Origin of the sequence: Cupriavidus sp. WGlv3 (assembly GCF_023952475.1) — a bacterium.
Classification (GTDB): domain Bacteria; phylum Pseudomonadota; class Gammaproteobacteria; order Burkholderiales; family Burkholderiaceae; genus Cupriavidus; species Cupriavidus phytorum.
Window position 1 is genome coordinate 301310 of record NZ_JALHRX010000004.1, and the last position, 24706, is coordinate 326015.

At 69.5% G+C, this 24706-nt stretch carries 20 protein-coding genes and 1 pseudogene; 14 read left to right on the plus strand and 7 right to left on the minus strand.

Annotated elements, in window-relative coordinates; all coding sequences use genetic code 11:
• Positions 1-76 precede the first annotated feature (76 nt).
• Positions 77-979 (plus strand): LysR family transcriptional regulator, encoded by a 903-nt coding sequence (locus tag MKD38_RS10310; RefSeq protein ID WP_252676491.1) that lies wholly within the window; start codon positions 77-79, stop codon positions 977-979.
• Between the two features lie 75 nt (positions 980-1054).
• On the opposite strand, the pseudogene MKD38_RS10315 reads toward MKD38_RS10310, so the two are convergent.
• The 3 genes and pseudogenes from MKD38_RS10315 to cysD all read right to left on the minus strand — a co-directional run bounded on the left by MKD38_RS10315 (position 1055) and on the right by cysD (position 5374).
• Positions 1055-2187: pseudogene (locus MKD38_RS10315) on the minus strand (helix-turn-helix transcriptional regulator).
• Positions 2188-2405: 218 nt separating this feature from the next.
• On the minus strand, positions 2406-4328 hold the full coding sequence (gene cysN, locus MKD38_RS10320) for a sulfate adenylyltransferase subunit CysN (RefSeq protein WP_252676495.1): 1923 nt from the start codon (positions 4326-4328) through the stop codon (positions 2406-2408).
• Complete coding sequence (gene cysD / locus MKD38_RS10325) at positions 4328-5374, minus strand: sulfate adenylyltransferase subunit CysD (protein WP_256504784.1); 1047 nt, start codon at positions 5372-5374, stop codon at positions 4328-4330. Before cysD ends, cysN begins: the two co-directional genes overlap by 1 nt.
• Before the next feature lie 80 nt (positions 5375-5454).
• Between cysD and MKD38_RS10330 the strand changes: the two genes are divergently transcribed.
• The 4 genes from MKD38_RS10330 to MKD38_RS10345 are packed head-to-tail and all read left to right on the plus strand — an operon-like array spanning position 5455 to position 9594.
• A complete protein-coding gene (locus MKD38_RS10330) occupies positions 5455-6573 on the plus strand; it encodes a DUF1214 domain-containing protein (RefSeq protein WP_252676499.1) in 1119 nt (372 codons plus the stop codon).
• A complete protein-coding gene (locus tag MKD38_RS10335) occupies positions 6570-7739 on the plus strand; it encodes a sulfotransferase family protein (RefSeq protein WP_252676501.1) in 1170 nt (389 codons plus the stop codon). The genes MKD38_RS10330 and MKD38_RS10335 overlap by 4 nt, the downstream gene beginning before the upstream one ends.
• A 27-nt stretch (positions 7740-7766) precedes the next feature.
• On the plus strand, positions 7767-8558 hold the full coding sequence (locus MKD38_RS10340; protein WP_092311610.1) for an SDR family oxidoreductase: 792 nt from the start codon (positions 7767-7769) through the stop codon (positions 8556-8558).
• Between the two features lie 19 nt (positions 8559-8577).
• Positions 8578-9594, plus strand: coding sequence for an acetyltransferase (locus MKD38_RS10345; RefSeq protein WP_252676503.1), 1017 nt, complete (start codon positions 8578-8580; stop codon positions 9592-9594).
• Here MKD38_RS10345 and MKD38_RS10350 read toward each other — a convergent pair.
• From MKD38_RS10350 to MKD38_RS10360, 3 genes are read right to left on the minus strand one after another with little or no spacing between them, the layout of a single operon-like run.
• Positions 9548-10648 carry a 3,4-dihydroxy-2-butanone-4-phosphate synthase gene (locus tag MKD38_RS10350; protein WP_252676505.1) on the minus strand — a complete coding sequence of 367 codons (1101 nt, stop codon included), beginning with the start codon at positions 10646-10648 and terminating at the stop codon, positions 9548-9550. The genes MKD38_RS10345 and MKD38_RS10350 overlap by 47 nt on opposite strands.
• On the minus strand, positions 10645-11619 hold the full coding sequence (gene lipP1 / locus MKD38_RS10355; RefSeq protein WP_252676507.1) for a LipP1 family hormone-sensitive lipase: 975 nt from the start codon (positions 11617-11619) through the stop codon (positions 10645-10647). The genes MKD38_RS10350 and lipP1 overlap by 4 nt, the downstream gene beginning before the upstream one ends.
• Positions 11620-11666: 47 nt before the next feature.
• Complete coding sequence (locus tag MKD38_RS10360) at positions 11667-12482, minus strand: SDR family NAD(P)-dependent oxidoreductase (RefSeq protein WP_252676508.1); 816 nt, start codon at positions 12480-12482, stop codon at positions 11667-11669.
• 409 nt (positions 12483-12891) lie between these two features.
• Here MKD38_RS10360 and MKD38_RS10365 point away from each other — a divergent pair, with 409 nt between their 5' ends.
• A complete protein-coding gene (locus MKD38_RS10365; RefSeq protein WP_025583301.1) occupies positions 12892-14076 on the plus strand; it encodes a helix-turn-helix transcriptional regulator in 1185 nt (394 codons plus the stop codon).
• A gap of 9 nt (positions 14077-14085) precedes the next feature.
• On the opposite strand, the gene MKD38_RS10370 is transcribed toward MKD38_RS10365, so the two are convergent.
• Positions 14086-14430 carry a VOC family protein gene (locus MKD38_RS10370; RefSeq protein ID WP_252676511.1) on the minus strand — a complete coding sequence of 115 codons (345 nt, stop codon included), beginning with the start codon at positions 14428-14430 and terminating at the stop codon, positions 14086-14088.
• Positions 14431-14637: 207 nt separating this feature from the next.
• Between MKD38_RS10370 and MKD38_RS10375 the strand changes: the two genes are divergently transcribed.
• The 8 genes from MKD38_RS10375 (at position 14638) to MKD38_RS10410 (ending at position 24704) form a co-directional block, all read left to right on the plus strand.
• Positions 14638-15786, plus strand: coding sequence for an LLM class flavin-dependent oxidoreductase (locus MKD38_RS10375; protein ID WP_252676512.1), 1149 nt, complete (start codon positions 14638-14640; stop codon positions 15784-15786).
• 196 nt (positions 15787-15982) lie between these two features.
• A complete protein-coding gene (locus MKD38_RS10380; protein WP_252676513.1) occupies positions 15983-17176 on the plus strand; it encodes a flavin-dependent monooxygenase in 1194 nt (397 codons plus the stop codon).
• Between the two features lie 24 nt (positions 17177-17200).
• Positions 17201-18955, plus strand: a complete 1755-nt coding sequence (locus MKD38_RS10385) for an FAD-dependent oxidoreductase (protein ID WP_252676514.1) — start codon at positions 17201-17203, stop codon at positions 18953-18955.
• The gene (locus MKD38_RS10390) at positions 18952-19512 is read left to right on the plus strand and encodes a flavin reductase family protein (protein WP_371925672.1); all 561 of its coding nucleotides are present in this window, start codon (positions 18952-18954) and stop codon (positions 19510-19512) included. Before MKD38_RS10385 ends, MKD38_RS10390 begins: the two co-directional genes overlap by 4 nt.
• Before the next feature lie 18 nt (positions 19513-19530).
• Entirely contained in the window at positions 19531-21231 is a 1701-nt protein-coding gene (locus MKD38_RS10395) for an FAD-binding protein (RefSeq protein WP_252676515.1), read from the plus strand.
• On the plus strand, positions 21215-21979 hold the full coding sequence (locus tag MKD38_RS10400) for an SDR family oxidoreductase (RefSeq protein ID WP_252676516.1): 765 nt from the start codon (positions 21215-21217) through the stop codon (positions 21977-21979). Before MKD38_RS10395 ends, MKD38_RS10400 begins: the two co-directional genes overlap by 17 nt.
• Before the next feature lie 36 nt (positions 21980-22015).
• On the plus strand, positions 22016-23071 hold the full coding sequence (locus tag MKD38_RS10405) for a ferredoxin--NADP reductase (protein ID WP_252676517.1): 1056 nt from the start codon (positions 22016-22018) through the stop codon (positions 23069-23071).
• 1 nt (position 23072) lies between these two features.
• Positions 23073-24704: a FadD3 family acyl-CoA ligase gene (locus MKD38_RS10410; protein WP_252667584.1), complete on the plus strand. Its 1632-nt coding sequence runs from the start codon at positions 23073-23075 to the stop codon at positions 24702-24704.
• Positions 24705-24706 lie beyond the last annotated feature (2 nt).

Consider the following 24706-nt stretch of genomic DNA (forward strand, 5'->3'; position numbering starts at 1 on the left):
GCGCCTCGTTGAAGCATTGCCAGCATAATGGGCGGCGTATTAATCTGTGAATTGCAACTTATTCAAGAGCTGATGCATGCCGCGCATTAATTTCGGGCTGGAAGATCTGCAGGCCTTTGTCGCCACCGCGGAACAAGGCAGCTTCCGCATGGCCGCGGAGGCCCTCCACATTTCCCAGCCCGCGCTGAGCCGGCGCATCGACAAACTCGAACGGACGCTTGGCTCCCGCCTGCTCGAACGGACCACGCGACGCGTGCAGGTGACCAACATTGGCCGGCAGTTCCTGGAGGAAGCCCGTGCTGCGCTGTCCATCCTCGACAGCGCGGTACTGCGACTCGGTGACGAGGTCACGCTCCAGCGCGGGCTTGTGACCGTGGCCGCGATACCGTCGTCGGTGCTGCATTTCCTGCCCGACGCAATTCATGAGTTCGGCTGCCGGCACCCCGGCGTGCGCGTGCGGGTGATTGACGAAAACGCGAACGACGTGCTGGCCAGCGTGATCTCCGGCGAGTCCGATTTCGGGCTCAATTTCATGGGCGCCCAGGAGCCGAACATCGAATTTCGCGCAATCCGCGCCGAGCCCTACCGGCTGGTGATGCGGCGTGACCATCCCTGGTCGGGGCGGGATGCCATCGCCTGGGATGAGCTTGCCGGCCAGCGGATGGTGAGCGTCTCGAAGCAAAGCGGCAATCGCGCCTTGATCGAAAATGCCATCGCCCACCTGAGGCAACGCCCGACCATCCACTACGAAGCCAATCACGTTGTCGGGGTGCTGGCGCTGGTAGAGGCCGGCCTCGGCATGGCAGTGCTGCCCGGTATGGCGCTGCCGCACGATCATCCCCGGCTTTGCGGCTTGCCGTTGGTGGAGCCTTCCGTAGACCGGGTCCTTGGCCTGATACGGCGCCATGACCGGCCATTGCAGCCTGCCGCGCAGGCGTTGTACGGCACCCTGATAGCAGGCGCGGTGCCGGCGACGTGAACTCGCAGGGCAGGCCGGAATCACGCTGACGGGAGCGCTGCGCCGTGGACGCATGCTCCAGGCCCCGCACCTGCCTCAGCCCATCCCCACCACACTAGACAACAACATCTTCACCAGCACCGCCTGCCGCGTCGCCCCCGTCTTGGCAAAGATCCCCCGCAAATGCGCCCGCGCCGTGTTCTGCCCAGCCGCGCCGCGGCCTCATCGAGGGTCAGCCCGTCGACCATCAGCAGGGCCAGTTCGATCTCGGTGGGGGTCAGGTGGAACAGCTTGCGCAGGTTGGCGTGGGTGTTGCGCGGCGAGCCTGCGGGGTCGCGGATGAAGACCGCTACCGCGGGGCGGCGGGCCTTGTCCTCGCTGCGGTAGCTGAGCGGGATGGGGCGCACCAGCACGCTCAGCGGCGTGGGCGCGGCGGGCCGGCTGAGCGTGGTGACTTCGCTGCGGGGCGTAGCCAGCGCGTGAGCCTGCGCGGCGCTCTCCAGGATCTTGCGGAACCTGCGGTTTTCCATCGGGCAGTGCGCGTGCAGCGCGCCGTCTGCCAGGTAGAGGCCGTCGCGGGCGCGCAGCAGGCGGCCGGCGACGTCGTTGCTGCGGATGCAGCGGCCGTGCTCGTCCAGGATGACCGTGCCCACCTGCATGCGGTCGACCGCATCGGCGTAGAGCGACCGTTCGGAGGCCAGCACGTCGAGCGCGGCATGCAGGTCGACGGCGCGCTTCAGGTGCGGCAGCAGGTCCTGCAGCAGGGCCGTGTCGGCACTGCCGAAGTCTTGTCCCGCCGCGGTGCGGCTGATGAACAGCGCGCATTCGACGCCATCCGGCGTGACCAGGTTGGCTGCCAGGATGTAGCGCAGGCCGAGCGGCTGCAGGTATTGCACATGGAACGGATGCGCCAGCCAGCCGGCTTCGCCGAACAGTTCGTCGGCGCTGAAGAGGCGGTCGGGGTGCAGGTCCAGGAAGGGGCACAGCGCATAGTATTGCTCGCTGTATGAGGGCTCGCCGGGCAGGTGGGGGCCGTAGTCGGAGGCGTTGACGATCAGGCCGGGACGGTCGGTGGCGGGGTGGCGCAGAACCAGCGTGACAAAGGCGGCGGCCAGGCGCTGGCGGAGGCTTTCGAGGAAGCCGGCCCAGGGGACGGTTTCGGTGGGGCCCTGGTAGAGTTGGGCGAGCAGGGCGCTGAGTTCGGCGGCTGGAAGGGAAGCTGGCAGCATGGTCGAGGCGATTCGGTGGGCCGCCGGCGTGCTCCCCTCTCCCGCCTGCGGGAGAGGGGCTGGGGGAGAGGGCCGGCGGTGGCAATGCCGACGGTCTGCGCTTCGTCGAGGCGCCGGCCCTCTCCCCGACCCGCTCCCGCAAGCGGGCGAGGGAGTACGCAATCGGTCAGTTTTTCCCATCGTACCCACCCCCACCACCGCCTCATCGTCCGTTCAGCCTAGGGCCTGTCCCTTAGCCACGCCACGATCCGCTCCGTCGCCTGCTCGGCGGTGTCGCCGGTGGTGTCGATGCGGATCTCAGGATGCTCGGGCGGCTCGTAGGGCGAGTCGATGCCGGTGAAGTTCTTCAGCTCCCCGCGGCGCGCCTTGCGGTACAGGCCCTTGGGATCGCGTTGCTCGGCCACGGCCAGCGGCGTGTCGATGAAGACTTCGATGAACTCGCCATTCCCGGCCAGCGTGCGCGCCATCTCGCGTTCCGAGCGGAAGGGGGAGATGAAGGACACCAGCACGATCAGCCCCGCATCCAGCATCAGCCTTGCCACCTCCGCCACGCGCCGGATGTTCTCGATGCGGTCCGCTTCGGAGAAACCCAGATCCTTGTTCAGGCCATGGCGGACATTGTCGCCATCGAGCAGGTAGGTGTGGTGGCCGCACGCGTGCAGGCGCTTTTCCACCAGGTTGGCGATGGTGGACTTGCCCGCGCCGGAGAGCCCGGTGAACCAGACGATGCGCGGTGACTGGTGCTTGAGCGCGGCATGCGCGCGGCGGTCCACGTCGATGGCCTGCCAGTGGACGTTCTGCGCCCGGCGCAGCGCAAAATGCAGCATGCCGGCGCCAACCGTGTTGTTGGTGAGGCGGTCGATCAGGATAAAGCCGCCCAGCTCGCGGTTGCGCGCGTACGGGTCGAACGCCACCGGCTGGTCCAGGTGCAGGTTGCAGACGCCGATCTCGTTCAGCTCCAGCGTGCGCGCGGCCAGGTGCTCGAGCGTATTGACGTTGACCTTGTACTTGGGCTGGGCCACGGTCACGCCCACGGTGCGCGTGCCGAGCTTGAGCAGGTAGGGGCGCCCGGGCAGCATGGCGTCCTCGTTCATCCAGACCAGCGTCGCCTCGAACTGGTCGGCCACCGCGGGCGGGTCTTCGGCGCAGGCCAGCACGTCGCCGCGGCTGATGTCGATCTCGTCGGCCAGGGTCAGCGTCACCGCCTGGCCGCGCAGGGCTTGCTCGCATGCGCCGGCGGCGCCGACGATGCCGGTGACGCGGCTTTCGCGGCCGGAGGGCAGTGCGCGCACGCGGTCGCCGCGCCGGATCACGCCGGCGCTGACGGTGCCGGCAAAGCCGCGGAAGTCCAGGTTGGGGCGGTTGACCCACTGCACCGGCAGCCGGAACGACTCGTCCTGCGCGGGCGCGTGGTCGATCGGCACGCTCTCGAGGTGGTCCATCAGCGTCGGGCCCTGGTACCACGGCGTATTGGCGCTGGGCGCGGTGATGTTGTCGCCGCGCAGCGCGGACATGGGGATGCAGACAATGTCGGTCAGGCCGATCTGCCGTGCGAACTCGCGGTATTCCTTCTCGATGCGCGTATGGACCTCGCGCGAGTAGTCCACCATGTCGAGTTTGTTGACGGCCAGCACCACGCGCCGGATGCCGAGCGTGGCCACCAGGAAGCTGTGGCGCCGCGTCTGCGTCTGCACGCCGCGACGCGCGTCGACCAGCAGGATGGCCAGGTCGGCGGTGGAGGCGCCGGTGACCATGTTGCGCGTGTATTGCTCATGGCCTGGGGTGTCGGCGACGATGAACTTGCGCTTGTCGGTGGCGAAGAAGCGGTAGGCCACGTCGATGGTGATGCCCTGTTCGCGCTCGGCGGCCAGGCCGTCCACCAGCAGCGCAAAGTCCAGGTTCTCGCCCTGCGTGCCCATCTTCTTCGAGTCGGCTTCGAGTTGCGCCAGCTGGTCCTCGAACAGCATCTTCGATTCATACAGCAGCCGGCCGATCAGCGTGCTCTTGCCGTCGTCGACGCTGCCGCAGGTGATGAAGCGCAGCAGGCTCTTGTGTTGCTGGGCGCGCAGATACTGGGCGATCTCGCTCTGCGTGCCGGCGGGTTGCGCCATTGCCGGCGCGTTGTCGATCAGGGTTTCCATCAGAAGTATCCCTCCTGCTTTTTCTTCTCCATCGAACCGGCCGAATCGCTGTCGATCAGCCGTCCCTGGCGCTCCGACGTGGTCGCCCGCAGCATTTCCTGGATGATGCCGCCGAGCGTGTCGGCGTCGCTCTCGATCGCGCCGGTGAGCGGGTAGCACCCCAGCGTGCGGAAGCGCACCTTGCGCAGTTGCGGGGTTTCGCCAGGACGCAGCGGCAGGCGCTCGTCGTCGACCATGATCAAGGTGCCGTCGCGCTCCACCACCGGCCGTTCCCTGGCGAAGTACAGCGGCACGATCGGGATTTCGTTCAGGTAGATGTATTGCCAGATGTCGAGCTCGGTCCAGTTCGACAGCGGAAACACGCGCAGGCTCTCGCCCTTGCGCTTGCGCGTGTTGTACTGGCGCCAGAGTTCGGGGCGCTGCATCTTCGGATCCCAGCGGTGCTGCGCGGTGCGCACCGAGAACACGCGCTCCTTGGCGCGGGATTTCTCTTCGTCGCGGCGCGCGCCGCCGAAGGCCGCGTCAAAGCCGTAGTGGTCCAGCGCCTGCTTCAGCCCCTGCGTTTTCCACACGTCGGTGTGGACGGCCGAGCCATGCTCGTGCGGGCTGATATTGCGCGCCAGCCCTTCGGGGTTGATGTGCACGCGCAGGTCCAGGCCGAGCCGCGCCGCGGTCTGGTCGCGGAACGCGATCATCTCGCGGAATTTCCACGTGGTATCGACATGCAGCAGCGGGAACGGCGGCCGCGCGGGATGGAAGGCCTTCATCGCCAGGTGCAGCATCACCGCGCTGTCCTTGCCGATCGAATAGAGCATGACGGGGTTCTCGCAGTCCGCCACCACCTCCCGCATGATGTGGATGCTCTCGGCCTCCAGTTGCTCCAGGTGGGTCAACATCGGGGTCTCCTTTTTATCCTCTTGGTCCTCTGGGTTTGCCGGTGCCGCGCATGGTTGTCGCGGCCGTCTGGCATGGCCACAAGGTAGCGAGCCGGGGGCCTGCGCCACTTCGTCCGGGCGGACTAAGAAATCGCGGGCCGCGGCGCGCATTTCCTAGTCCACCCGGACGAGGAAGGAGCCGTCCTGCGCTGGGTATCGTTGCTGCGCCGACCAACCACGGGAGCAGGCAGATGGCGACCTCCACCGAAGACCAATTGCTGAGCGGCCAGACCTGGGCCGAGTTTTGCGAGGTACTCAAGCGCAGCGGGCAGCAGATCCTGCGCCCGGAAGCGCCGACGGATGCGCTCACGCGCGCCGAGGGCTTCCGCTACCTGAGCCGCTTGCTGCGCATCGCGCTGGAAATGCATGTGGAATTTGCCGATCCGGCGTTCCCAGGCTTGTTCTCGCCGTCGCACGAGACCGCCAAGATCGGCGCGGACAATCCGGACAACCTGTACCGCTACGCACGCCTGGACGGCAATGCGGCGTACCGCATCCGCGGCCGGCGCGGCACGGTGGCGTATCTGAGCTTCGGCACGCAGAAGGGCGGCTACGAAGCCGACGGGCGCATGGTCCAGACCGGTTTTATCGACAGCAACAAGCTGGCCGTGGAGCCGGACGGCAGTTTCGAGATCACGCTCAGCGCCGAGCCTCAGCTGCAGCAGCCGGGCAACTGGGTGCGCATGGAGCCGTCCACCAATGCGCTGGTGGTGCGCCAGACCTTTCTCGACCGCAAGGCGGAGACGCCGGCGGAACTGCAGATCGAGCGACTCGACGCCAACGGCAAGCCGCCCGCGCTGAGCGCGGAGCGTTTGCACGCCGGGCTGCTGCGCGCCGCCGGTTTTGTCGAGGGCACCGCGCGCATCTTTGCCGACTGGGCCGAGGGCTACGGCGGCCATGTCAACGCGCTGCCGCCCGCGGACCAGGCGGTGTGCCAGGCGGCGGGCGGCGATCCCAATATCTTTTACTACCACTCGTGCTGGCGTCTCGCCGATGACGAGGCGCTGGTGGTCGAGGTCGAGCGGGTGCCGGAGTGCGAGTTCTGGAACTTCCAGATCAACAACTACTGGATGGAATCGCTCGACTACCGCTATCACGACATCTGCCTCAACAAGCATGGCGCCCGTCTTAACGCCAATGGCGGCGTCACCGTGATCCTCAGCGCGCGCGACCCGGGCCTGCCCAACTGGCTGGAAACCGCCGGCCATCACAACGGCACCATGTGCTGGCGCTGGGTCGGCGCGGCGCAGCCCGCGCATCCGCGCACGCGCGTGGTCAAGCTTGCATCGCTCAGGGAGAACAACGCATGAATGCCATCAACGTGGAACGCCTGCTGGCGCAGGCGAGCGAGCAGGCCGGCGGCCTGGACGACTTCGGTCCGGGCAACTATCGCGAGGCGCTGCGGGTGCTGTCGGACTCGCTGGCACGCGAGGCCCACCTGTCGGCGCAAGGCGCGCAGATGCTGGAAGGCAAGCTGCAGGGCCAGCTGGTGAACCGGCTGGTGGTCCAGGACTTCTGCCGGCGCCACCCGGAGATCCTGCAGGAGCGCGTGGACGATCCGTTGGTGATCGTCGGCCTGCCGCGCACCGGCACCACGCTGCTGCAGCGCATGTTGGCCACCGACGCGCGCTTCAGCTCGGCGGCGTGGTGGGAGACCCGCTATCCTGCCCCGCTGCCGGGTGAGGACGTGCGCGATCCCAGTCGGCGCATCGCCGCGGCGCGCGAGGAAGTCGCGCAGATGATCCGGTTCATCCCGGACATCCTTGCCATCCACCCGCTCGACGCGATGGCTGCCGACGAGGAATTCATGCTGATGGAGCATTCGTTCCTGTGCGCGATGGATTCCTACGCCAACGTGCCGGCTTACACCGGCTGGCTGGCGCAGCAGGACCATACCGAGGTCTATGCCTGCCTGAAGACCATGCTGCAGTTCCTGCAGTGGCAGAAGCGCCAGCGTGGGGAGAAGCCGGCGCAGCGCTGGGTGCTGAAGACCCCGCAGCACCTGCATACGCTGGAGGTGCTGTTCCGGGTGTTCCCGGGCGCCCAGGTGGTGCTGACCCACCGCGATCCGGTGCAGACCATTCCGTCGATGGCGAGCATGGCGCATACGCTGTGGAAGCTGTACGCCGACGCTCCGGATCCCGTCACGGCCGGCCGCCAGTGGAGCGAACAGATGCGGCGCGGCACCGACCACGCCATGGCCGTGCGCGACGCCATGCCGGCCGAGCGCTTCCTCGACGTGCGCTTCGAGGACACGGTACGCGATCCCTTCGGCGTGGCGCAGGCGGTCTACCGCTTCGCCGGCATGCCGCTGACCGAGGCGGCGCGCGCCGGCATGTGGGCCTGGATGGAAAGCAACCCGCGCAACCAGCGCGCGGCGCATGCCTATACGCCGGAACGGTTCGGGCTGAGCCAGGCGCAACTTGAGCGCGATTTCGCCGGTTACCGTGCGCGGCACATCGTGGGCCGCGCCTGAGACCGATAACAACGAGGAGACACCAACATGCTGCTGAAAGACAAGATCGTCATCGTATCCGGCATCGGCCCCGGACTGGGCATCAAGCTCGCTGTCGAGGCCGCGCGCGAAGGCGCCCGCGCCGTGGCCATTGCCGCGCGCACCGAAGCGAAACTGGACGAAGCGCAGGCCCGCATCGATGCCCTCGGCGCAGATTGCGAGGTGCTGAAGGTGGTGACCGACATCACCGACCGCGCCCAGTCGCGCCACCTTGCCAGCGAGACCCTGCGCCGCTTTGGCCGCATCGACGCGCTGGTCAACAGCGCTTTCCAGCACGGTAATTTCCCCGAGCCGGTGGAAGCGGCCGACCTGGACGTGTGGCGCCAGGTGTTCGACACCAATGTCTTCGGCACCATGACGCTGACGCAGGAGGTGGCGGCGCTGATGAAGCCGCAGGGCGGCGGCGCCATCGTGATGATCAACACCCAGGCCACGCGCAAGCCGATGCCGGGCGAATCCGGCTACGCCGCGTCCAAGGGCGCGCTGGCGGTGGCGGTCAAGTATCTGGCGCGTGAGCTGGGGCCGCATGGCATCCGTGCCAACAGCATCTTCATGGGCTGGATGTGGGGCGCGCCGGTGCAGGGCTATGTGCGCCACGCCGCCGCCGAGCAGGGTGTGAGCGAAGACGCGGTGATCGCGCCGGTGACCGCGCAGATCGCGCTGGGCCGGATGCCGACCGACGACGATTGCGCGCGCGCTGCGCTGTTTCTCGTGTCAGACTACGCCAGGGCCATCACCGGCGCCTCGCTGGACGCCAATGGTGGCGATTTCATGCCCTGAGCCCACAGCACCGCATGCCATGACAAGCTACTTTGCCTTCAACGGCGACGCCGACGGCCTGTGCGCGCTGCAGCAACTGCGCCTGGCCGGCGGTTCGCACGCCAGCGACGCCACGCTGGTGACCGGCGTCAAGCGCGATATCCGGCTGCTCGAGCGCATCGACGCGCGCGCCGGCGATACCGTGACGGCGCTCGACATCTCGCTCGAGCAGAATCGCGATGGCCTGCTGCGGCTGCTCGACGCCGGGGTGGAGGTGGACTACTTCGACCACCACCACGCCGGCGAGGTGCCGTCGCATGCCGGCCTGCGCGCGCATATCGACGAGGCGGCGCAGGTCTGCACCAGCATCCTGGTCGACCGCCACCTGGGCGGGCGCCACCGGCGCTGGGCGGTTACCGCGGCCTTTGGCGACAACCTCGGCGACGTGGCGCGCGCGATGGCGGCGCAGCTGGGCCTGGACGCCGGCCAGACGGCGGTGCTGGAGCGGCTCGGCACCTGCCTGAACTACAACGCGTACGGCGAGTGCGTGGCCGACCTGCATTGCAACCCCGCCGAACTGGCGCAGCACATGCTGCCCTTCGCCGACCCGCTGGACTTCGCCGCGCAGTGCGCCACTTTCACGCTGCTGTGCGACGGCTACGAGGACGACATGGTCCAGGCGCGCCGCCTCTCGCCCGTGCATGAAGTGCCCGGCGCCGCGCTGCTGTTGCTGCCCGACGCACCATGGGCACGGCGCGCGATCGGCGTGCTTGCCAACGAGCTGGTGCGCAGGCGTCCCGGCGATGCGATCGGCCTGCTGTCGCCCCGGTCCGGCGGCGGCTTTGCCGTCAGCGTGCGGGTGCCGCCGCACAGCGCCACCGGCGCGGCAGACTTCTGCCGCAGCTTCGACACCGGCGGCGGCCGGCGCCTGGCCGGCGGCATCAACCACCTGCCGGACCCCGACGTGGAGCGCTTCACACGCAGCTTTGCCGACTGCTTCGGCGCGCCGCTCAGCCCGGCGGGACAAACTCCGTCACCTCCAGGTCGAAGCCGGTGACCGCGCGGTACGGCACCGGATGGCTCAGCAGGCGCAGCTTGTGCGCGCCCACGTCGCGCAGGATCTGCGCCCCGACGCCGAGCGCGCGCTGCGCGAAGGCGGGCGCGGGCGCGGCGGCGGCCGTGGCGGCCAGCCGGTCCAGCCGTTGCTGCGGTGACTCGCGCTCGTCCAGCAGCACCAGTACGCCGCAACCCTCGGCGCCGATTCTCTCCAGCGAGCGCTCCAGGTTCCATGCTGGCTGCGCGGACGTGCCGAAGGCCAGCACGTCGCGCTGCATCTCCACTGACTGCACCCGCGTCAGCACGGGGGTGCGTGGATCGGGCTGGCCCAGCACCAGCGCCAGGTGCAGCGCATCCACCGGCGCGTCGTGGTAGGCGTGCACGGTGAAGCGCCCGAACGGCGTCGCCAGTTCGGTCGAGCGGGTACGGCGCAGCGCGCCCTCGGTCAGCAGGCGGTGGTGGATCAGCGCGCTGACCGAGACCGCCGGCAGGCCGTGGTGTTCGGCGAAGGCCAGCAGGGCGGGGCCGCGCATCAGCTCGCCGTCGTCGTCCAGAACCAGCGCATAGGCCCCGGACGCGACGCGCCCGGCCAGCCGGGGCAGGTCCGAGCACGCTTCGGCAAAGCCCGCGCGGCGCAGCACGCCGTCCGGCTGCGCCACCACCGGAAAGACGTGGCCGGGCTGGACCAGGTCCTGCGGCCGGGCGCGCGGCGCCGCCGCTACGCGCAGCGTCAGCGCGCGGTCGGCGGCGGAGATGCCGGTGCTGACGCCGCTGGCGGCCTCGATCGACACCGTGTAGCGCTCGCGCTGGCGCTGGCTGGCGGCCATCGGCGGCAGCTGCAGCAGCGCGCGGCGCGCCTCGGTGATGGCCATGCACACCAGGCCGCGCGCCTCGGCGGCCATGAAGTTGACGTCGGCCTCGGTGGCGCGCTCGGCGGCCACCAGCACGCAGCCGGTGGCTTCCGCGCTGTCGTCTTCGAGCACCACCACGCGCTCGCCCGCGGCGAGCGCTGCCAGCACTTCGGCCATCGGCGCCAGGAGGTTGGCCGCGCTCATGCTGCCTCCTGCCGGCTGCTTGCGCCGAAGGCCTGGCGCAGCGCCGCGGCGGCCGCATCCAGCACATGGCTGGCGGCATCCATCACCCCTTGCATGCTGGCGAAGCCATGGATCTGGCCGGGCCAGCGGCGCACGGCAGCGTTGCCGCCGGCCCGCTGCAGCGCCTCGCCGTAGGCCTCGCCCTGGTCGCGCAGCGGATCGAACTCGGCGGTAATGATGGTGGCCGGCGGCAGGCCGTGCAGGTCGCGCTGGTGCAGCGGACTGGCGCGGACATCGCCGGCGTCGGCGGGCGTGGCCAGGTACTGGGCGCGATACCAGTCCAGTTCCGCGGCGCTGAGGAAGTAGCCCTGCGCGCAGTCCCGATAGCTGGCGCTGGCTGCAGCGGCATCGCTGCAGTCCAGCCAGGGATAGAGCAGCAGCTGGTGCCGCAGCGCGATGCCGCTGCCGCGCAACTGCTGGCACACCACCGCGGCCAGGTTGCCGCCGGCGCTGTCGCCGGCGACGGCCAGCCGGCACGGGTCGGCACCCAGTTGCGCCGCGTGCGCGGCGGCCCAGCGCACCGCGGCGACGGCATCGTCGGCCGCGGCCGGGAAGCGTGCCTCTGGTGCGAGGCGGTAGTCGACCGACAGCACCAGCGCGCCGCTGCGGCGCGCCAGGCTGCGGCAGATGTTGTCGTGCGAATCGAGGCCGCACAGCACGAAGCCGCCGCCGTGGAAATAGATCACGAGCGGCAGCGCCGCGTTGCCATCGGCTTCATTGTGCGCGTGGGGCCGGTACAGGCGCGCCTGCAGCGGACCGGCCGGGCCGTCCAGGGTGAGGTCTTGCTGCGCGGCGATGGCATCGCCGGGCGCGAAGCCGGGCATGGCCGCCAGCGCGGCGCGGTAGTCGGCGGCGCGCAGTGTGGAGAAGTCGGGGTTGGGCATGGCGGCCATGGCATCGAGCATGGCACGGGCCTGGGGATCGAGCGGCATGGTGTCTCCTGGAGGGCGAGGAATCGAGTAGGGAATCCGACGGGAAATCAGGCCTGGAACGAGAACGACGGCGCGCTGCCCGCGGCAATGCCCTGTGCGCGCGCCAGCGCCGCATGCGCAGCCTGTTCGTGCGGCAGGATCCAGAACTGGCCGGCCGAGACGCCGTCGAGGATCACGCGCGCGGCCTGGTCCGGCGTCAGGCCGGCGGCGATGCCCGTGCGCAGCGCGCCGTTCATCTGGTGCACCTCCTGCGGCGCGGCGCCGTCGAGGTCCGCCGCGATGCCGGTGGCAACCGGGCCGGGGCAGACCACCGACACCTTGATCGGCAGCCCCGCCGCCTGCAGCTCCAGCGCCAGCCCTTCGCTCAACGCCACCACGCCCTGCTTGGACAGCGTGTAAGGGGCCAGCCACGGTCCCACGGCCAGGCCCGCCATCGATGCGACATTGACGATATGCCCCGAGCCCTGCGCCACCATGCGCGGCACGAAGCAGCGCAGCGCATGCAGCACGCTCCACAGGTTGACCCGCATGACCTTGTCGAACACTTCGGGCGGCAATTCCCAGCAGCGGCCGGTGGCGAGCACGCCGGCGTTGTTGAGCAGCAGGTCGACACGGCCCAGCTGCCGGAAGCTCTCGTCGCAAAGGTGCGCGATCTGCCGCGCGTCGGCTACGTCGGTGGGCACGGCGACGACGGTCGCGCCGTCGCGTGCCAGTGCCGCGCGTGCGGCTTCGAGCGCTTCGGCATCGATATCGGCCAGCGCCAGCGCGTAGCCTTGCGCGGCCAGCGCCTGCGCCAGCCCCAGCCCGATGCCGCCGGCTGCTCCGGTGATCACTGCGGCCTGTTGCCGCGGGTTTGCCGCCATGGTGAAGGTCTCCTGAAAATGGCGGCGTCCATCGCCGCGCATGGCTTCTTGTAGCGGCGGCGCCGCGCGCGGACATCGTCTGTTTGGGTGGGATGCCCCGGCGCCACCAGTTGCATAGGGGTTTGCCCTTGGCGGGCGGGCATGGGTCTGTCCTTAGTCTGTTTGGAGTATGTGTTTGCGCCGCCGGCGCGTGACGATGGGCCCTGTCGCGCGGGACTAGTCCGGCTTGCAGGTGCGGCCGGCGTGCGGCGGCCCGGCAGCCTAGGGCAAACCATGAAGGTAGGGGGCAAGCCGCGACCCCTTCGCCGTCCCTATAATCGGGGCACAAAAAAAGGGCCACAGAGCCCGCACAAGCCAGCGGCCCGGCTAGTACGGAGCGCTGAGCACGCCACAATGGAGACAGAGGAAAATGCTGATGGAGGTTAGCCAGAGCCAGGCGGCCGCACACCTGTTCGCGCAGGCGACGGTGTCGCTGTCGGAGTTCAGCGCATTGCTGGGCAATATCTACCAGGGCCCGATGGAGCAGGTGCCATGGGGCAAGGCGCTGGAGCAGATCCGGCGCCAGCTCAATGCCAATTACGCCACGCTGATCCTGCGCTCGCCGGCCACCGATCGTCCCGGGCTGATGATCAACGCCTCCGAGCATGGCTCGACGCTGCCGGGCGAGACCTCCTACAACAACTATTACTACGCGCTGGATCCCTTCATCGGGCTGCCGTCGGACCGCGTGGTGACCATCGACGAGCACCTCGGGCACGGCGTGTGGTGCAAGAGCGAGCTGTACCTGCAGTTTCTCAAGGACGTCGGCATCCGCTATATCCTCGGCGCCGACCTGCGCACCGACGACGGCGTGGAATGCCGCTTCCGTGTGTGCCGCGACCATGACGGCCCGGATTTCTCCGCCGCGGACAAGGCGCTGTGCACCTCGCTGCTGCCGCACCTGAAGCGCGCGGTGGACCTGCACTCGCGCCTGGACGTGGTCGAGTCGGAGCGTACCGTCTACGCCAGCGCCATCGACCGCATGCTGGTCGGCATGGTGATCCTGGACGAGTCGGGCACCATCATCAAGACCAATGCCGCCGCCGATGAAATCCTTGGCGCCAAGGATGGCATCCGCGTTGCCAAGGGCGGGCTGGATGTCGAGTACGGCCAGGAAAACCGCAAGTTCCAGCGCCTGCTGCGCCAGGCCATGATGGGCCACCTCGGCACCGCGCCGGCGCTGATGGAAGCGATGTCGATCACGCGCCCGTCCGGCAGCGCCAGGCTGGGCGTGCTGATCCGCACCATCCCGCTGAGCGAGTGGTCCGAGGACAACCGCAAGCGCCCCGCCTGCGTGGTGTTTATCCGCGACCCCGAGCGCCGCTCGCAGGCCTCGCACGACGTGGTGCGCCAGCTGTTCGACTTCACCCCGGCGGAGACGCAGCTCGCGCTGCAGCTGGCCAACGGCCTCACGCTCGATGAAGCCGCGGACGAACTCGGCATCAGCAAGAACACGGCACGCGCGCACCTGCGCGCGATCTTCTCCAAGACCGGCGTGACCCGCCAGGCCACGCTGGTGCGCATGCTGCTGAGCAGCGTGATTTCGCTGGGCTAAAGCAAGACGTCAGGGCTTTGCGCTGAGCACCAGCGCAAAGCCCTCCGGCGTGCGCAGTACCGCGCGCGTCTCGTGCGGTCCCTGCGCCGCGGGCTGCGCCACCGTGGCGCCAGCTGCCACCAGCCGCGCGATCGGCGCGGCGATATCGTCCCCCTCGTCCACCTTGAAGGCCAGCGCCGGCTGGTCCACCAGCCGTTCCTCGCCGGCCACCAGTGCCAGCGTCAGCGCGCCCGCATCGAGCGCGCAATAGCGGTCGGCGTCGCGGAACTTCACCGGCAGTCCCAGTGCTTCGGTGAAGAACGGCAGCGCGGCGTCGATGTCCGCAACGGGGTAAAGCAGCAGCCTGGCTTGCATGGTGTCAGTTCCTTTCGATCAGCGCGGGCGGTTTGCCCGGTGCCCATGATAGGGACGCGCCCGGCGCGGCTCATAATCCAATCAGACGATGTTGCGACGTCTTGCGCCGACCACACTGCGATCACGCAGGCCGCTTCCGGCCCAAGGCGCAGCGCCTCGCAGTGCCCCGGATGCGGTCTTGTACCGACAAAGCGAGAGGGGACTGCAATGCGTTTTTCGTTGATCTATGAAGCCCAGACCGTCGATGCCTCGCGCGCCGGCGACCACAAGGTGTTCGATGAAATCATGGAACAGGTGGTGCTGGCCGAGGACATGGGCTTCGACGTGGTCTGGGCGGTGGAACACACCGCGCTGACCAATTACGCGCACATGAGCGCGCCGGAGACCTTCCTGGCCTTCGTCGCCGGGCGCACGCAGCGCATCGGCATCGGCCACGGCGTAGTCTGCCTGCCGCCGGCGATGAACCATCCGGTGAAGGTGGCCGAACGCATCGCCACGCTCGACATCCTGTCCGGCGGCCGCGTGCACTTCGGCGTCGGCAAGGGCGGCACCCAGCAGGAGGCGGGCACGTTCGGCTACGACCTCAACACCCTGCACCCGATGATCGACGAGTCGATGTACCTGATCCCGAAGATCCTGACGCAGGACGAGATCGAACACGACGGCGAGTTCATCAAGATTCCGCGCCGCCCGATCCACCCCAAGCCGCGCCAGGAACCGCACCCGCTGATGTACCTGGCCTGCACCAACGCCGACACGCTGCAGCGCGCCGGCGCGCGCGGCATGGGCGCGCTGGTGCTGGGCTTCGGCGGGCCCGAGGACGTCGCCAAGAAGAACGAGATCTACCGCGCCGCGTGGGAAACGCGCAAGCCGGAGGACCAGGTGGGCTTCCGTCCGCACCAGCACCTGGCGGCGCTGTGCCCGACCATCGTGCTGGAAGACGGCCTGGCCGCGCGCAAGATCGGCATCAAGGGGCAGCGCTATTTCATGGAGTCGCTGTCGTACTGGTATGCCGGCGGCGAGCGCCCCGATCCGTCGGCGTGGGACGACGAGCATGTCACAGCGACCGATGCGCAGGGCAAGGCGGTGATCAATACGAAGTTCGCTTCCGAGAAGGTGTCGGTGGACTTCAGCGATCCGTCGATGATGATGCTGAACCCGAACCATGCCTACGGCACGGTGGAGGACTGCATCGGCTACGTGCAGCGGCTGATCGATGCGGGCGCCGATGAAATCCTGTTTATCTGCCAGATGGGCACGGTGCCGCAGTGGGCGCAGCTGGAGACCATCCGCAATATCGGCGAGCACGTGATTCCGCATTTCCGCAAGCAGGGCCACAAGCTGCGCGTGGCCTGACAGGCGCTGCTTGCTCTCCGACGGTTTTTCTCCCCTCTCCCGCTTGCGGGAGAGGGGCGGGGGAGAGGGCCGGCGCAACCACGAAGTCGCACATACGGGTCCGCGATAACAGCTAGTCCCAACAGACGATGGCACGCCGCCCCACCGGTGCAAACATCGATGCCAGCCACAAAACCAGGCCAACAAGGAGACTGCGGTGCATCACGACAACAATCCCAAGGAACTGGCCGCGCGCCTGATCGCGCGTGCCGAGCAGATGATCCCGGCGCTGGCCCGGCGCGCCGCGCAGGCCGAGGCCGACGGGCGCATTCCCGCCGAGACCATTGCCGAGATGCAGGCCGCGGGCTTCTTCAAGGTGCTGCAGCCGCGCCGCCACGGCGGCTACGAGCTGGATCCGCAGACCTTCTTCCGCATCCAGATGGCGCTGGCCAAGGGTTGCATGTCCACTGCCTGGGTCTACGGCGTGGTTGGCGTGCACAACTGGCAGCTGGCGCTGTTCGACGAACGCGCGCAACAGGAAGTGTGGGGCAACGATGCCGCCACGCTGATCGCCTCGACCTACATGCCGGTGGGCAAGGTCACGCCGGTGGAGGGCGGGTACCGCTTCTCCGGCCACTGGAAGTTCTCCAGCGGCAGCGAGCTGTGCGACTGGATCTTCCTCGGCGGCCTGGTGCCCCCCGCCGAGCCGGGCGGCGCCTATGACTACCGCACCTTCCTGCTGCCGCGCCCGGACTACAAGATCGTGCGCAACTGGGACGTGCTGGGCCTGCGCGCAACCGGCAGCCACGACATCGTGGTCGACGACGTATTCGTGCCCGACTACCGCACCCACCGCGCCGTCGATGGCGCCATGGGCACCAGCCCGGGGCTGGCCGTCAATGACGTGCCGCTGTACCGGCTGCCGTTCGCGCAGATCTTCGTGCGCGCGGTCTGCACCGCCTGCATCGGCGCGCTCGAAGGCACGCTGGACGACTTCGTCGCCTACGCCGACGGCCGCGTCAGCAGCAATGGCGGCGGCAAGACCGCGGAAGACGGCGGCGCGCAGATGGCGTGCGCCAGCGCGCAGGTGGCCATCGACGAGATGCGGACCATCCTGGAGCGCAACTTCGACGAACTGCTGGCGGTGGCCCGCGACGGCGGCCAGGTCGAGACCCCGCGCCGCCTGCATTTCCGCTACCAGTCCGCGCAGGTGGCGGAGCGCTGCGCGCAGCTGGCCAACGGCCTGCTGCGCTACGCCGGCGGCAACGGCATCTACCGCAGCAACCCGATGGTGCGCCGCTTCCTCGACCTGCACGCGGCGCGCGCCCACTACGCCAACAACCTGGACCGTTTCGGCCAGAACCTGGGCGGCGTGATGATGGGCCGCGCCAACACGGACTTCTTCATCTGAGCCGCATCGGCACGAGGACCCAACATGAGCCAGAGCAGAGCGCGCATGCAGCCCAGCGAGTTTGACGTGGTGGTGGTCGGCTCCGGCGCCGGCGGCATGCTGGCCGCCTGCCGCGCCGCCGACCGCGGCCTGTCGGTGGTGGTGCTGGAGAAGAGCAGCCAGTACGGCGGCACCTCGGCGGTGTCCGGCGGCGGCATCTGGATTCCGCTGAATCACCATATCGCGCCGGCGGGCGGGCAGGACGACTACGCCAGCGCGCTGGAATACGTGCTGGCCTGCACCGGCGAGCACGGCGACCCGCAGCGCATCCGCGCGTATCTCGAACAGGCGCCGCGCATGCTGCAATACCTGGAGCAGCAGGCCGGCGTGCGCTACTACACGCTGCCGCGCTACGCCGACTACTTCCAGAAGCTGCCGGGGGCGATGCCCGGCTACCGTGCGCTCGACCCGATGCCGTTCGACGGCGCGCAGCTGCGCGAAGAGTTCGACCGGCTGCGGCCGCCGTCGCCCGGCACGCTGGTGGGCGGGCGCGTGGCCGTGACCTCGGGCGAGGCGCACGCGCTGCTGTGCCGCTCGCGCGGCTGGTTCGGGCTGGCGCTGCGCCAGTTCGCGCGCTACTGGCTCGACCTGGGCTGGCGCCGCAAGACCCGGCGCGACCGCCGCCTCACGCTCGGCAACAGCCTGGTCGGCGGCCTGCGGCGCGCGCTGATGGATCGCGCGGTTCCGCTGTGGCTCGATACCGCGTTGCAGGACCTGATCGTCGAGGATGGCACCGTGCGCGGCGTGCGCGCCGTGCAGGACGGCCGCGTGGTGGAGATCCGCGCACTGCGCGGCGTGATCCTGGCCGCGGGCGGCTTCGAGCGCAACCAGGCCATGCGCGAACAATACCTGCCGCAGCCGACCCGGGCCGCCTGGAGCGCGACGCCGCCCAACAATACCGGCGACGCCATCCGCGCCGCGCAGGCGGCCGGCGCCGATGTGGCCCTGATGTCGCACGTCTGGGGCGCGCCCACGGTGCAGGTGCAGGGCGAGGAAAAGCAGCGCGCGCTGTTTATCGAGCGCGCCATGCCGGGCTGCCTGGTGGTGAACGGGCAGGGCCGGCGCTTTGTCAACGAGGCCGCGCCGTATTCCGAGTTCGTGCCCGCGATGTACCGCGACCACGAACAGACCGGATGCAGCGTGCCGGCCTGGATGGTGTTCGATGCCACCTTCCGCCACAAGTACCCGTGCGGGCCGATCCTGCCCGGCTCGGTGATGCCGGACCGCAGCATCCCGGCCAGCCTGTCCGGCATCCTGGTGCGCGCCGACACGCTGGGGCAGCTGGCGCAGAAGATCGGCGTGGATGCCGATGGCCTGGCCGGCAGCGTCGCGCGCATGAACGACTACGCCGCCACCGGCGTGGACGCGGAGTTCGGCAAGGGCGACAACCTGTTCGACACCTACTACAGCGACCCCGCGGTACGGCCCAACCCCTGCCTGGCGCCGATCGGCAAAGCCCCGTTCTACGCAGTGCGGCTCGACGCCGGCGATATCGGCACCAAGGGCGGACTGGTCACCGACGCCAGCGCGCGCGTGCTGCGCGATGACGGCAGCGCCATCGCCGGCCTGTTCGCCATCGGCAATACCAGCGCTTCGATGATGGGCACCAGCTACCCCGGCGCCGGCTCCACGCTGGGCCCGGCGATGACCTTCGGCATGATCGCCGCAGACGTGATTTCGCAGCATGCGCGGCAACCCGCCGCCACGCACACCGCTCAACCTGTACAGGAGGCTCTATGAGCGCCAGACCCCAAACCAGTGCGGATTCCAGCGCAGATTCCAGCGCCGCATCCGGTGGCGCGCTGCGCGATGACATGCTCAAGGCGATGCGCCGCATGGCCCGCTCCGTCGCCGTGATCAGCTGCCGCCACGGTGAGCGCCGCTATTCGATGTCGGTGACCGCGGTCGATTCGCTGTCCGCCGATCCGCCTTCGCTGCTGATCTGCATCAACCGCAATTCATCGATCTACCCGCCGCTCGATGCCGGCGCCGACTTCTGCATCAACCTGCTCGCCGCCGACCATCGCGATATCGCCGTGGATTGCAGCGGCCGGCTCAAGGGCGAAGCACGCTTCACCAGCGGCGAGTGGGAAGACGACCTGCTGGGCGTGCCGTCCCTGCGCGATGCCCAGGCCAACCTGATCTGCCAGCAGGACGGCCGCTTCGACTACGGCACCCATGCGGTCTTTATCGGCCGGCTGCGCGAGGTCAGGCTGGCCGGCGAGGTCTCGCCGCTGGTCTACGTCGACGGCGCCTATACCACGTCCGCGCCGCTGCGCGCGCTGTGTTCGGCCTGACCCGGAGCAAGCGCCAGCATGGCTTACGACGCCGTTACGCCCGTCCACGCCCCGTTGCGGCTCGATGACCCCGACGCGCATCCCTGGCAGGCCGCCTGCGATGCCGTGGTGGTGGGCTTTGGCGCCGCCGGGGCCTGCGCCGCGCTGGAAGCCGCGCATGGCGGCGCGCGCGTGATCGTGGCGGAACGCTTCGAGGGCGGCGGCGCCAGCGCCAGGAGCGGCGGCGTGGTCTATGCCGGCGGCGGCACGCCCTACCAGCGCGCCGCGGGCTATGACGATACGCCGCAGGCGATGGCCGGCTACCTGCGCCAGGAAACCGAAGGCGTGGTCAGCGACGCCACGCTGCAGGACTTCTGCGACAACAGCCGCGCGATGATCGGCTGGCTGGAGGCGCTGGGGGTGCGCTTTGCCGCGACCGTGCCGCCGCGCAAGACCTCGTATCCGGCGCAGCCCTATTACCTGTATTACTCCGGCAATGAAGCGGTGGCCGCCTACGCGCAGCATGCCGCGCCCGCCCCGCGCGGCCACCGTGTAAAGGGCCCCGGCATGTCAGGCCGCACACTGTACGGCGCGCTGTGCTGTGCGGTGGACGACAACCGGCAGATCACCGTCATGCGCCAGTGCGCGGCGCGGCGGCTGATCCTGGACCGCGACGGCGCGGTGGTCGGCGTCGAGCTGTGGCAGCTGCCGCCGGGCCGTCACCAGAAGCGCCATGCGCGCCTGGCGCGGCTGGCCGAGCGCCTGCACAACGCCCTGCCGGCGCTGGCCGACCGGCTGCGTGCGCAGGTGCTGCAGCTGGAACTGCGCCACGCACAACCGGTCGCGGTGCGCACCCGCGCGGTGGTGCTGGCCACGGGCGGTTTTATCTTCAACCGCGCCATGGTGGCGCGCCATGCCGGCAAGTACCAGCAGGCCTGGCGCCTGGGCGCGACCGGTTGCGACGGCAGCGGCATCCGCCTCGGCGAGTCGGCCGGCGGCGCCACGCGGCACCTGGAGCGCGTGTCGGCGTGGCGCTTCATCAATCCGCCGTTCGCCTGGGCGCGCGGCTGCGTGGTCGACGCGCAGGGCGCGCGCATCGGCAACGAGGAAACCTATGGCGCCACCCTCGGCCACGCCATCTGCGAGCGGCATGGCGGGCGTGCCTGGCTGGTGCTGAACCGCGCGCTGGCGCGCGAGGCGCTGCGCGAATGCCTGGGCGGCCGGCTGTGGGCATTCCAGGCCGTGCCGGCGGCGCTGCTGCTGCTGGCCGGGGCGCGCCGTGCCGCCAGCATCGAGACGCTGGCCGGCAAGCTGGACATGCCAGCGCCCGCGCTGCGCGCGACTCTCGACGCCTATAACGCCGCGGCGCGTGGCGAAACGCCCGATCCGACCGGCAAGTCGGTGGCCATGTGTGCGTCGCTCGAGAGCGGGCCGTGGCTGGCCATCGACATCTCGGCCGACAGCCGGGTCTTTCCGTGTCCGGCGATCACGCTGGGCGGCTTGGCGGTGGAGGAATCCAGCGGCCGCGTGCTGGCCGCCGCGGGCGGGGCACCGATAGCCGGGCTCTACGCCGTCGGCCGAACCGCCGTCGGCATCGCCTCCAATCACTACGTAAGCGGCCTGTCGCTTGCCGACTGCATCTGGTCGGGACGCAATGCGGGCCGCCATCTCGCACAACAGCCTGCCGACGGACGGCAGGCGCATACCCACCAGGAGACTACCCATGAGCCGACGTACTGAAGGAAAGATCGCCATCGTCACCGGGGCCGCCAGCGGCGTCGGCAAGGAAGACGCCTTGCTGCTGGCGCGCGAGGGCGCGCGCGTGGTGCTGACCGACGTCAACGAGGAAGCGGGCCACGCGCTGGCGCGCGAGATCGGCGAGACTGCGCTGTTCGTGCCGCACGACATCGCCAGCGAAGCCGGCTGGGAGCAGGTGATGGCGCGCACCGAGCAGCGCTTCGGCGCGCCCACCGTGCTGGTCAACAACGCCGCCATCCTGATGCTGGGCACGGTCGAGGAAGCCACACTGGAGCAATGGCAGCGCGTGATGCGTATCAACGCCGACGGCTACTTCCTGGGCTGCAAGTACGGCGTGGCCGCGATGAAGGCGGGCGGCGGCAGCATCGTCAATATGTCGTCGGTGGCGGCGCTGGGCGGCATGGGCGCGTTCTGCGCCTATAGCGCCAGCAAGGGCGCGGTGGCCGCGCTGACGCGCGCCGTCGCGGGCCATTGCAAGCAGAGCGGCTACCGCATCCGCTGCAATTCGATCCACCCGGACGGCATCCTGACGCCGATGACCGCGGCCTTCCTCCCGGGCGGCGCCACCGCGCTGCCCGAGGAAGTCGGCGGCGCCGAGCCGATGCAGCGCATGTGCCATCCGCGCGACGTGGCCAACCTGGTGCTGTTTCTGGCGTCGGATGAATCGCGCTTCATCAACGGCGCGGAACTGCGCATCGACAACGCGCAGACCATCATGGGCGTGGCCTGAGCGCACGCCGGGAAGCAACGACGAAACAAGGACATCATGGCGCCAGTGCAATTCCATCGGCTGCAGATTGCCGAAGTGGTCGCGGAGACGGACCAGGCGCATTCACTGGTATTCGCGCTGCCCGAGGCGCTGCGCGATACCTTTGCCTACCGCCCGGGCCAGTTCCTGACGCTGCGCGTGCCGGTCGATGGCGTGCCGCTGCAGCGCTGTTATTCGCTGTCCAGCTCGCCGGGCGTGGACGGCGCGCTGCGCGTGACCGTCAAGCGCGTGCAGAGCGGGCGCGTGTCCAACTGGATCTGCGACCATCTCGGCGCCGGCGACACGGTCGAGGCAATGCCGCCGGCCGGCGTGTTCACGCCGCCCGCGCTGCAGGGCGATTTCCTGCTGCTGGCGGGCGGCAGCGGCATCACGCCGGTGCTGTCGATCGCCAAGGCGGCGCTGCGGCACGGACGCGGCGCGGTCACGCTGGTGTATGCCAATCGCGACGAGCGCTCCATCATCTTTCGCGAGGCGCTGGCGGAACTGGCGCGCAGCCATCCCGGCCGCCTGCGCGTGATCCACTGGCTGGACAGCGTGCAGGGCCCGCCCACGCAGCGCCAGATCGAGGAACTGGTGCGGCCCTGGAGCATGGCGCAATGCTTTGTGTGCGGGCCCGGGCCGTTCATGGACGGCGCCCAGGCCGCACTGCAGGCGCTGGGCGTGCCGCGCGGGCAACTGCACGTGGAGCGCTTCGTATCGTTGCCCGATGCGCCGGCGGCCACGGCGCCGGCCCGCGTGGCCGTGGCCGAACCTGTCGTCTCCGTGCCGGCGATGCGCGGCGCAGCCCTGACCGTGCAGCTGGACGGCGCGACCCACGAGGTCGGCGTGGCGCCCGATGAAACCGTGCTCGACGCGCTGCAGCGCGCCGGCGTGGCCGCGCCCAGCTCCTGCCGCGCCGGCCTGTGCGGCGCCTGCATGTGCCAGGTAACGCAGGGCGACGTGACGCTCGGCGAAAACCATGTGCTCGACCGCGCCGACCTGGAGGCGGGCTGGACCCTGGCGTGCCAGGCGCGCCCGGCCAGCAGCGAGATCCACCTGAAGTTCCCGGATTGACATGACTCCATCTGACACCCTCGACGCCATTGTGGCACCGGCCGGCATCGAAGCCGCGGCCAACGACAGCCTTGCCGAGACCATTCCCGCGCTGCTGCGGCGCGCGGCCAGCCGCCACGGCGAGCGCATTGCCATCCAGGAAGACGGGCTGCGCCTGAGCTACGCCGCGCTCGACGACAGCCGGATCCAGGCGGCGCGCGCGCTGATGGCGCTCGGCGTGCAGCCTGGCGACCGCGTCGCCCTGTGGGCGCCGAACTTCTCCGAGTGGATTATCGCGGCGCTGGCCACGCACAGCGTGGGCGCGGCGCTGGTGCCGCTCAATACGCGCATGAAAGGGGCCGAAGCCGGCGCGGTGCTGGCCGACAGCGGCGCGCGGCTGCTGTTCTGCGTTGACGGCTTCCTCGGCGAAAGCTATCCGCAGATGCTGGCGCCGCACCGTCCCGGCACGCTGGAGCGGCTGGTAATCCTGCGGCCGGGGCAGGGCAGGGCTGCCGGCGCGGACGAACTGGCATGGGACGATTTCCTCGCGCTGGCGCCACGCACCGACATGGCTGCATTTTCTGCGTGCGAGGCCGGGGTGCGCGGCGACACGCCGATGGACATCATGTTCACCTCGGGCACCACCGGACGGCCCAAGGGCGTGATGACGGCGCACGCGCAGAACCTGCGCGCCATCGACGGCTGGGCCGCCATCACCGGCGTGCGGGCCGGGGACCGCTACCTGATCGTCAATCCGTTCTTCCATACCTTCGGCTACAAGGCCGGATGGCTGGCGGCGCTGTCGCGCGGCGCCACGGTGCTGCCCCACCTAGTGTTCGACGCCGAGGCCGTGATGACCCGCGTGGAGAACGAAGGCATCACGGTGCTGCCCGGCCCGCCCACGCTGTACCAGACCCTGCTGAACGCGCCGCGCCTGCGCGAGTTCGACCTGTCTTCGCTGCGCGTGGCGGTGACCGGCGCCTCGGCGATCGCCCCGGCGCTGATCCAGCGCATGCGCGACGAACTCGGCTTCGACACCATCATCACCGGCTACGGCCTGACCGAGTCGTGCGGCTTCGCCACGCTGACACGCGCCGGCGACGACGCCGAGACCGTCGCCGGCACCTCCGGGCGCGCGATGCCGGGCATCGAGATCCGCTGCATCGACGCGCAGGGGCAGCCGGTGGCCACCGGCGAGCCGGGCGAAGTGCTGGTGCGCGGCTACAACGTGATGCAAGGCTATTTCGGCCTGCCCGAAGCCACCGCCGAAGCTGTCGACAGCGACGGCTGGCTGCATACCGGCGACGTCGGCACGCTCGATGCGCGCGGCTACCTGCGCATCACCGACCGCATCAAGGACATGTTTATCGTCGGCGGCTTCAACTGCTATCCGGCCGAGGTGGAAAAGCTGCTGGTGGCGCATCCGGCGGTGGCCCAGGTGGCGGTGGTGGGCATGCCGCATGACCGCCTCGGCGAGGTCGGCCGCGCCTACGTGGTGCTGCGGCACGGCGCGCGCGTCGACGCCGACACGCTGATCGCCTGGGCGCGCCGGCATATGGCCAATTACAAGGTGCCGCGCGAGGTGTTGTTTGTGAGCTCGCTGCCGGTGAGTGCGGCGGGCAAGGTGCTCAAGTACCAGTTGCGGGCATCGTGACG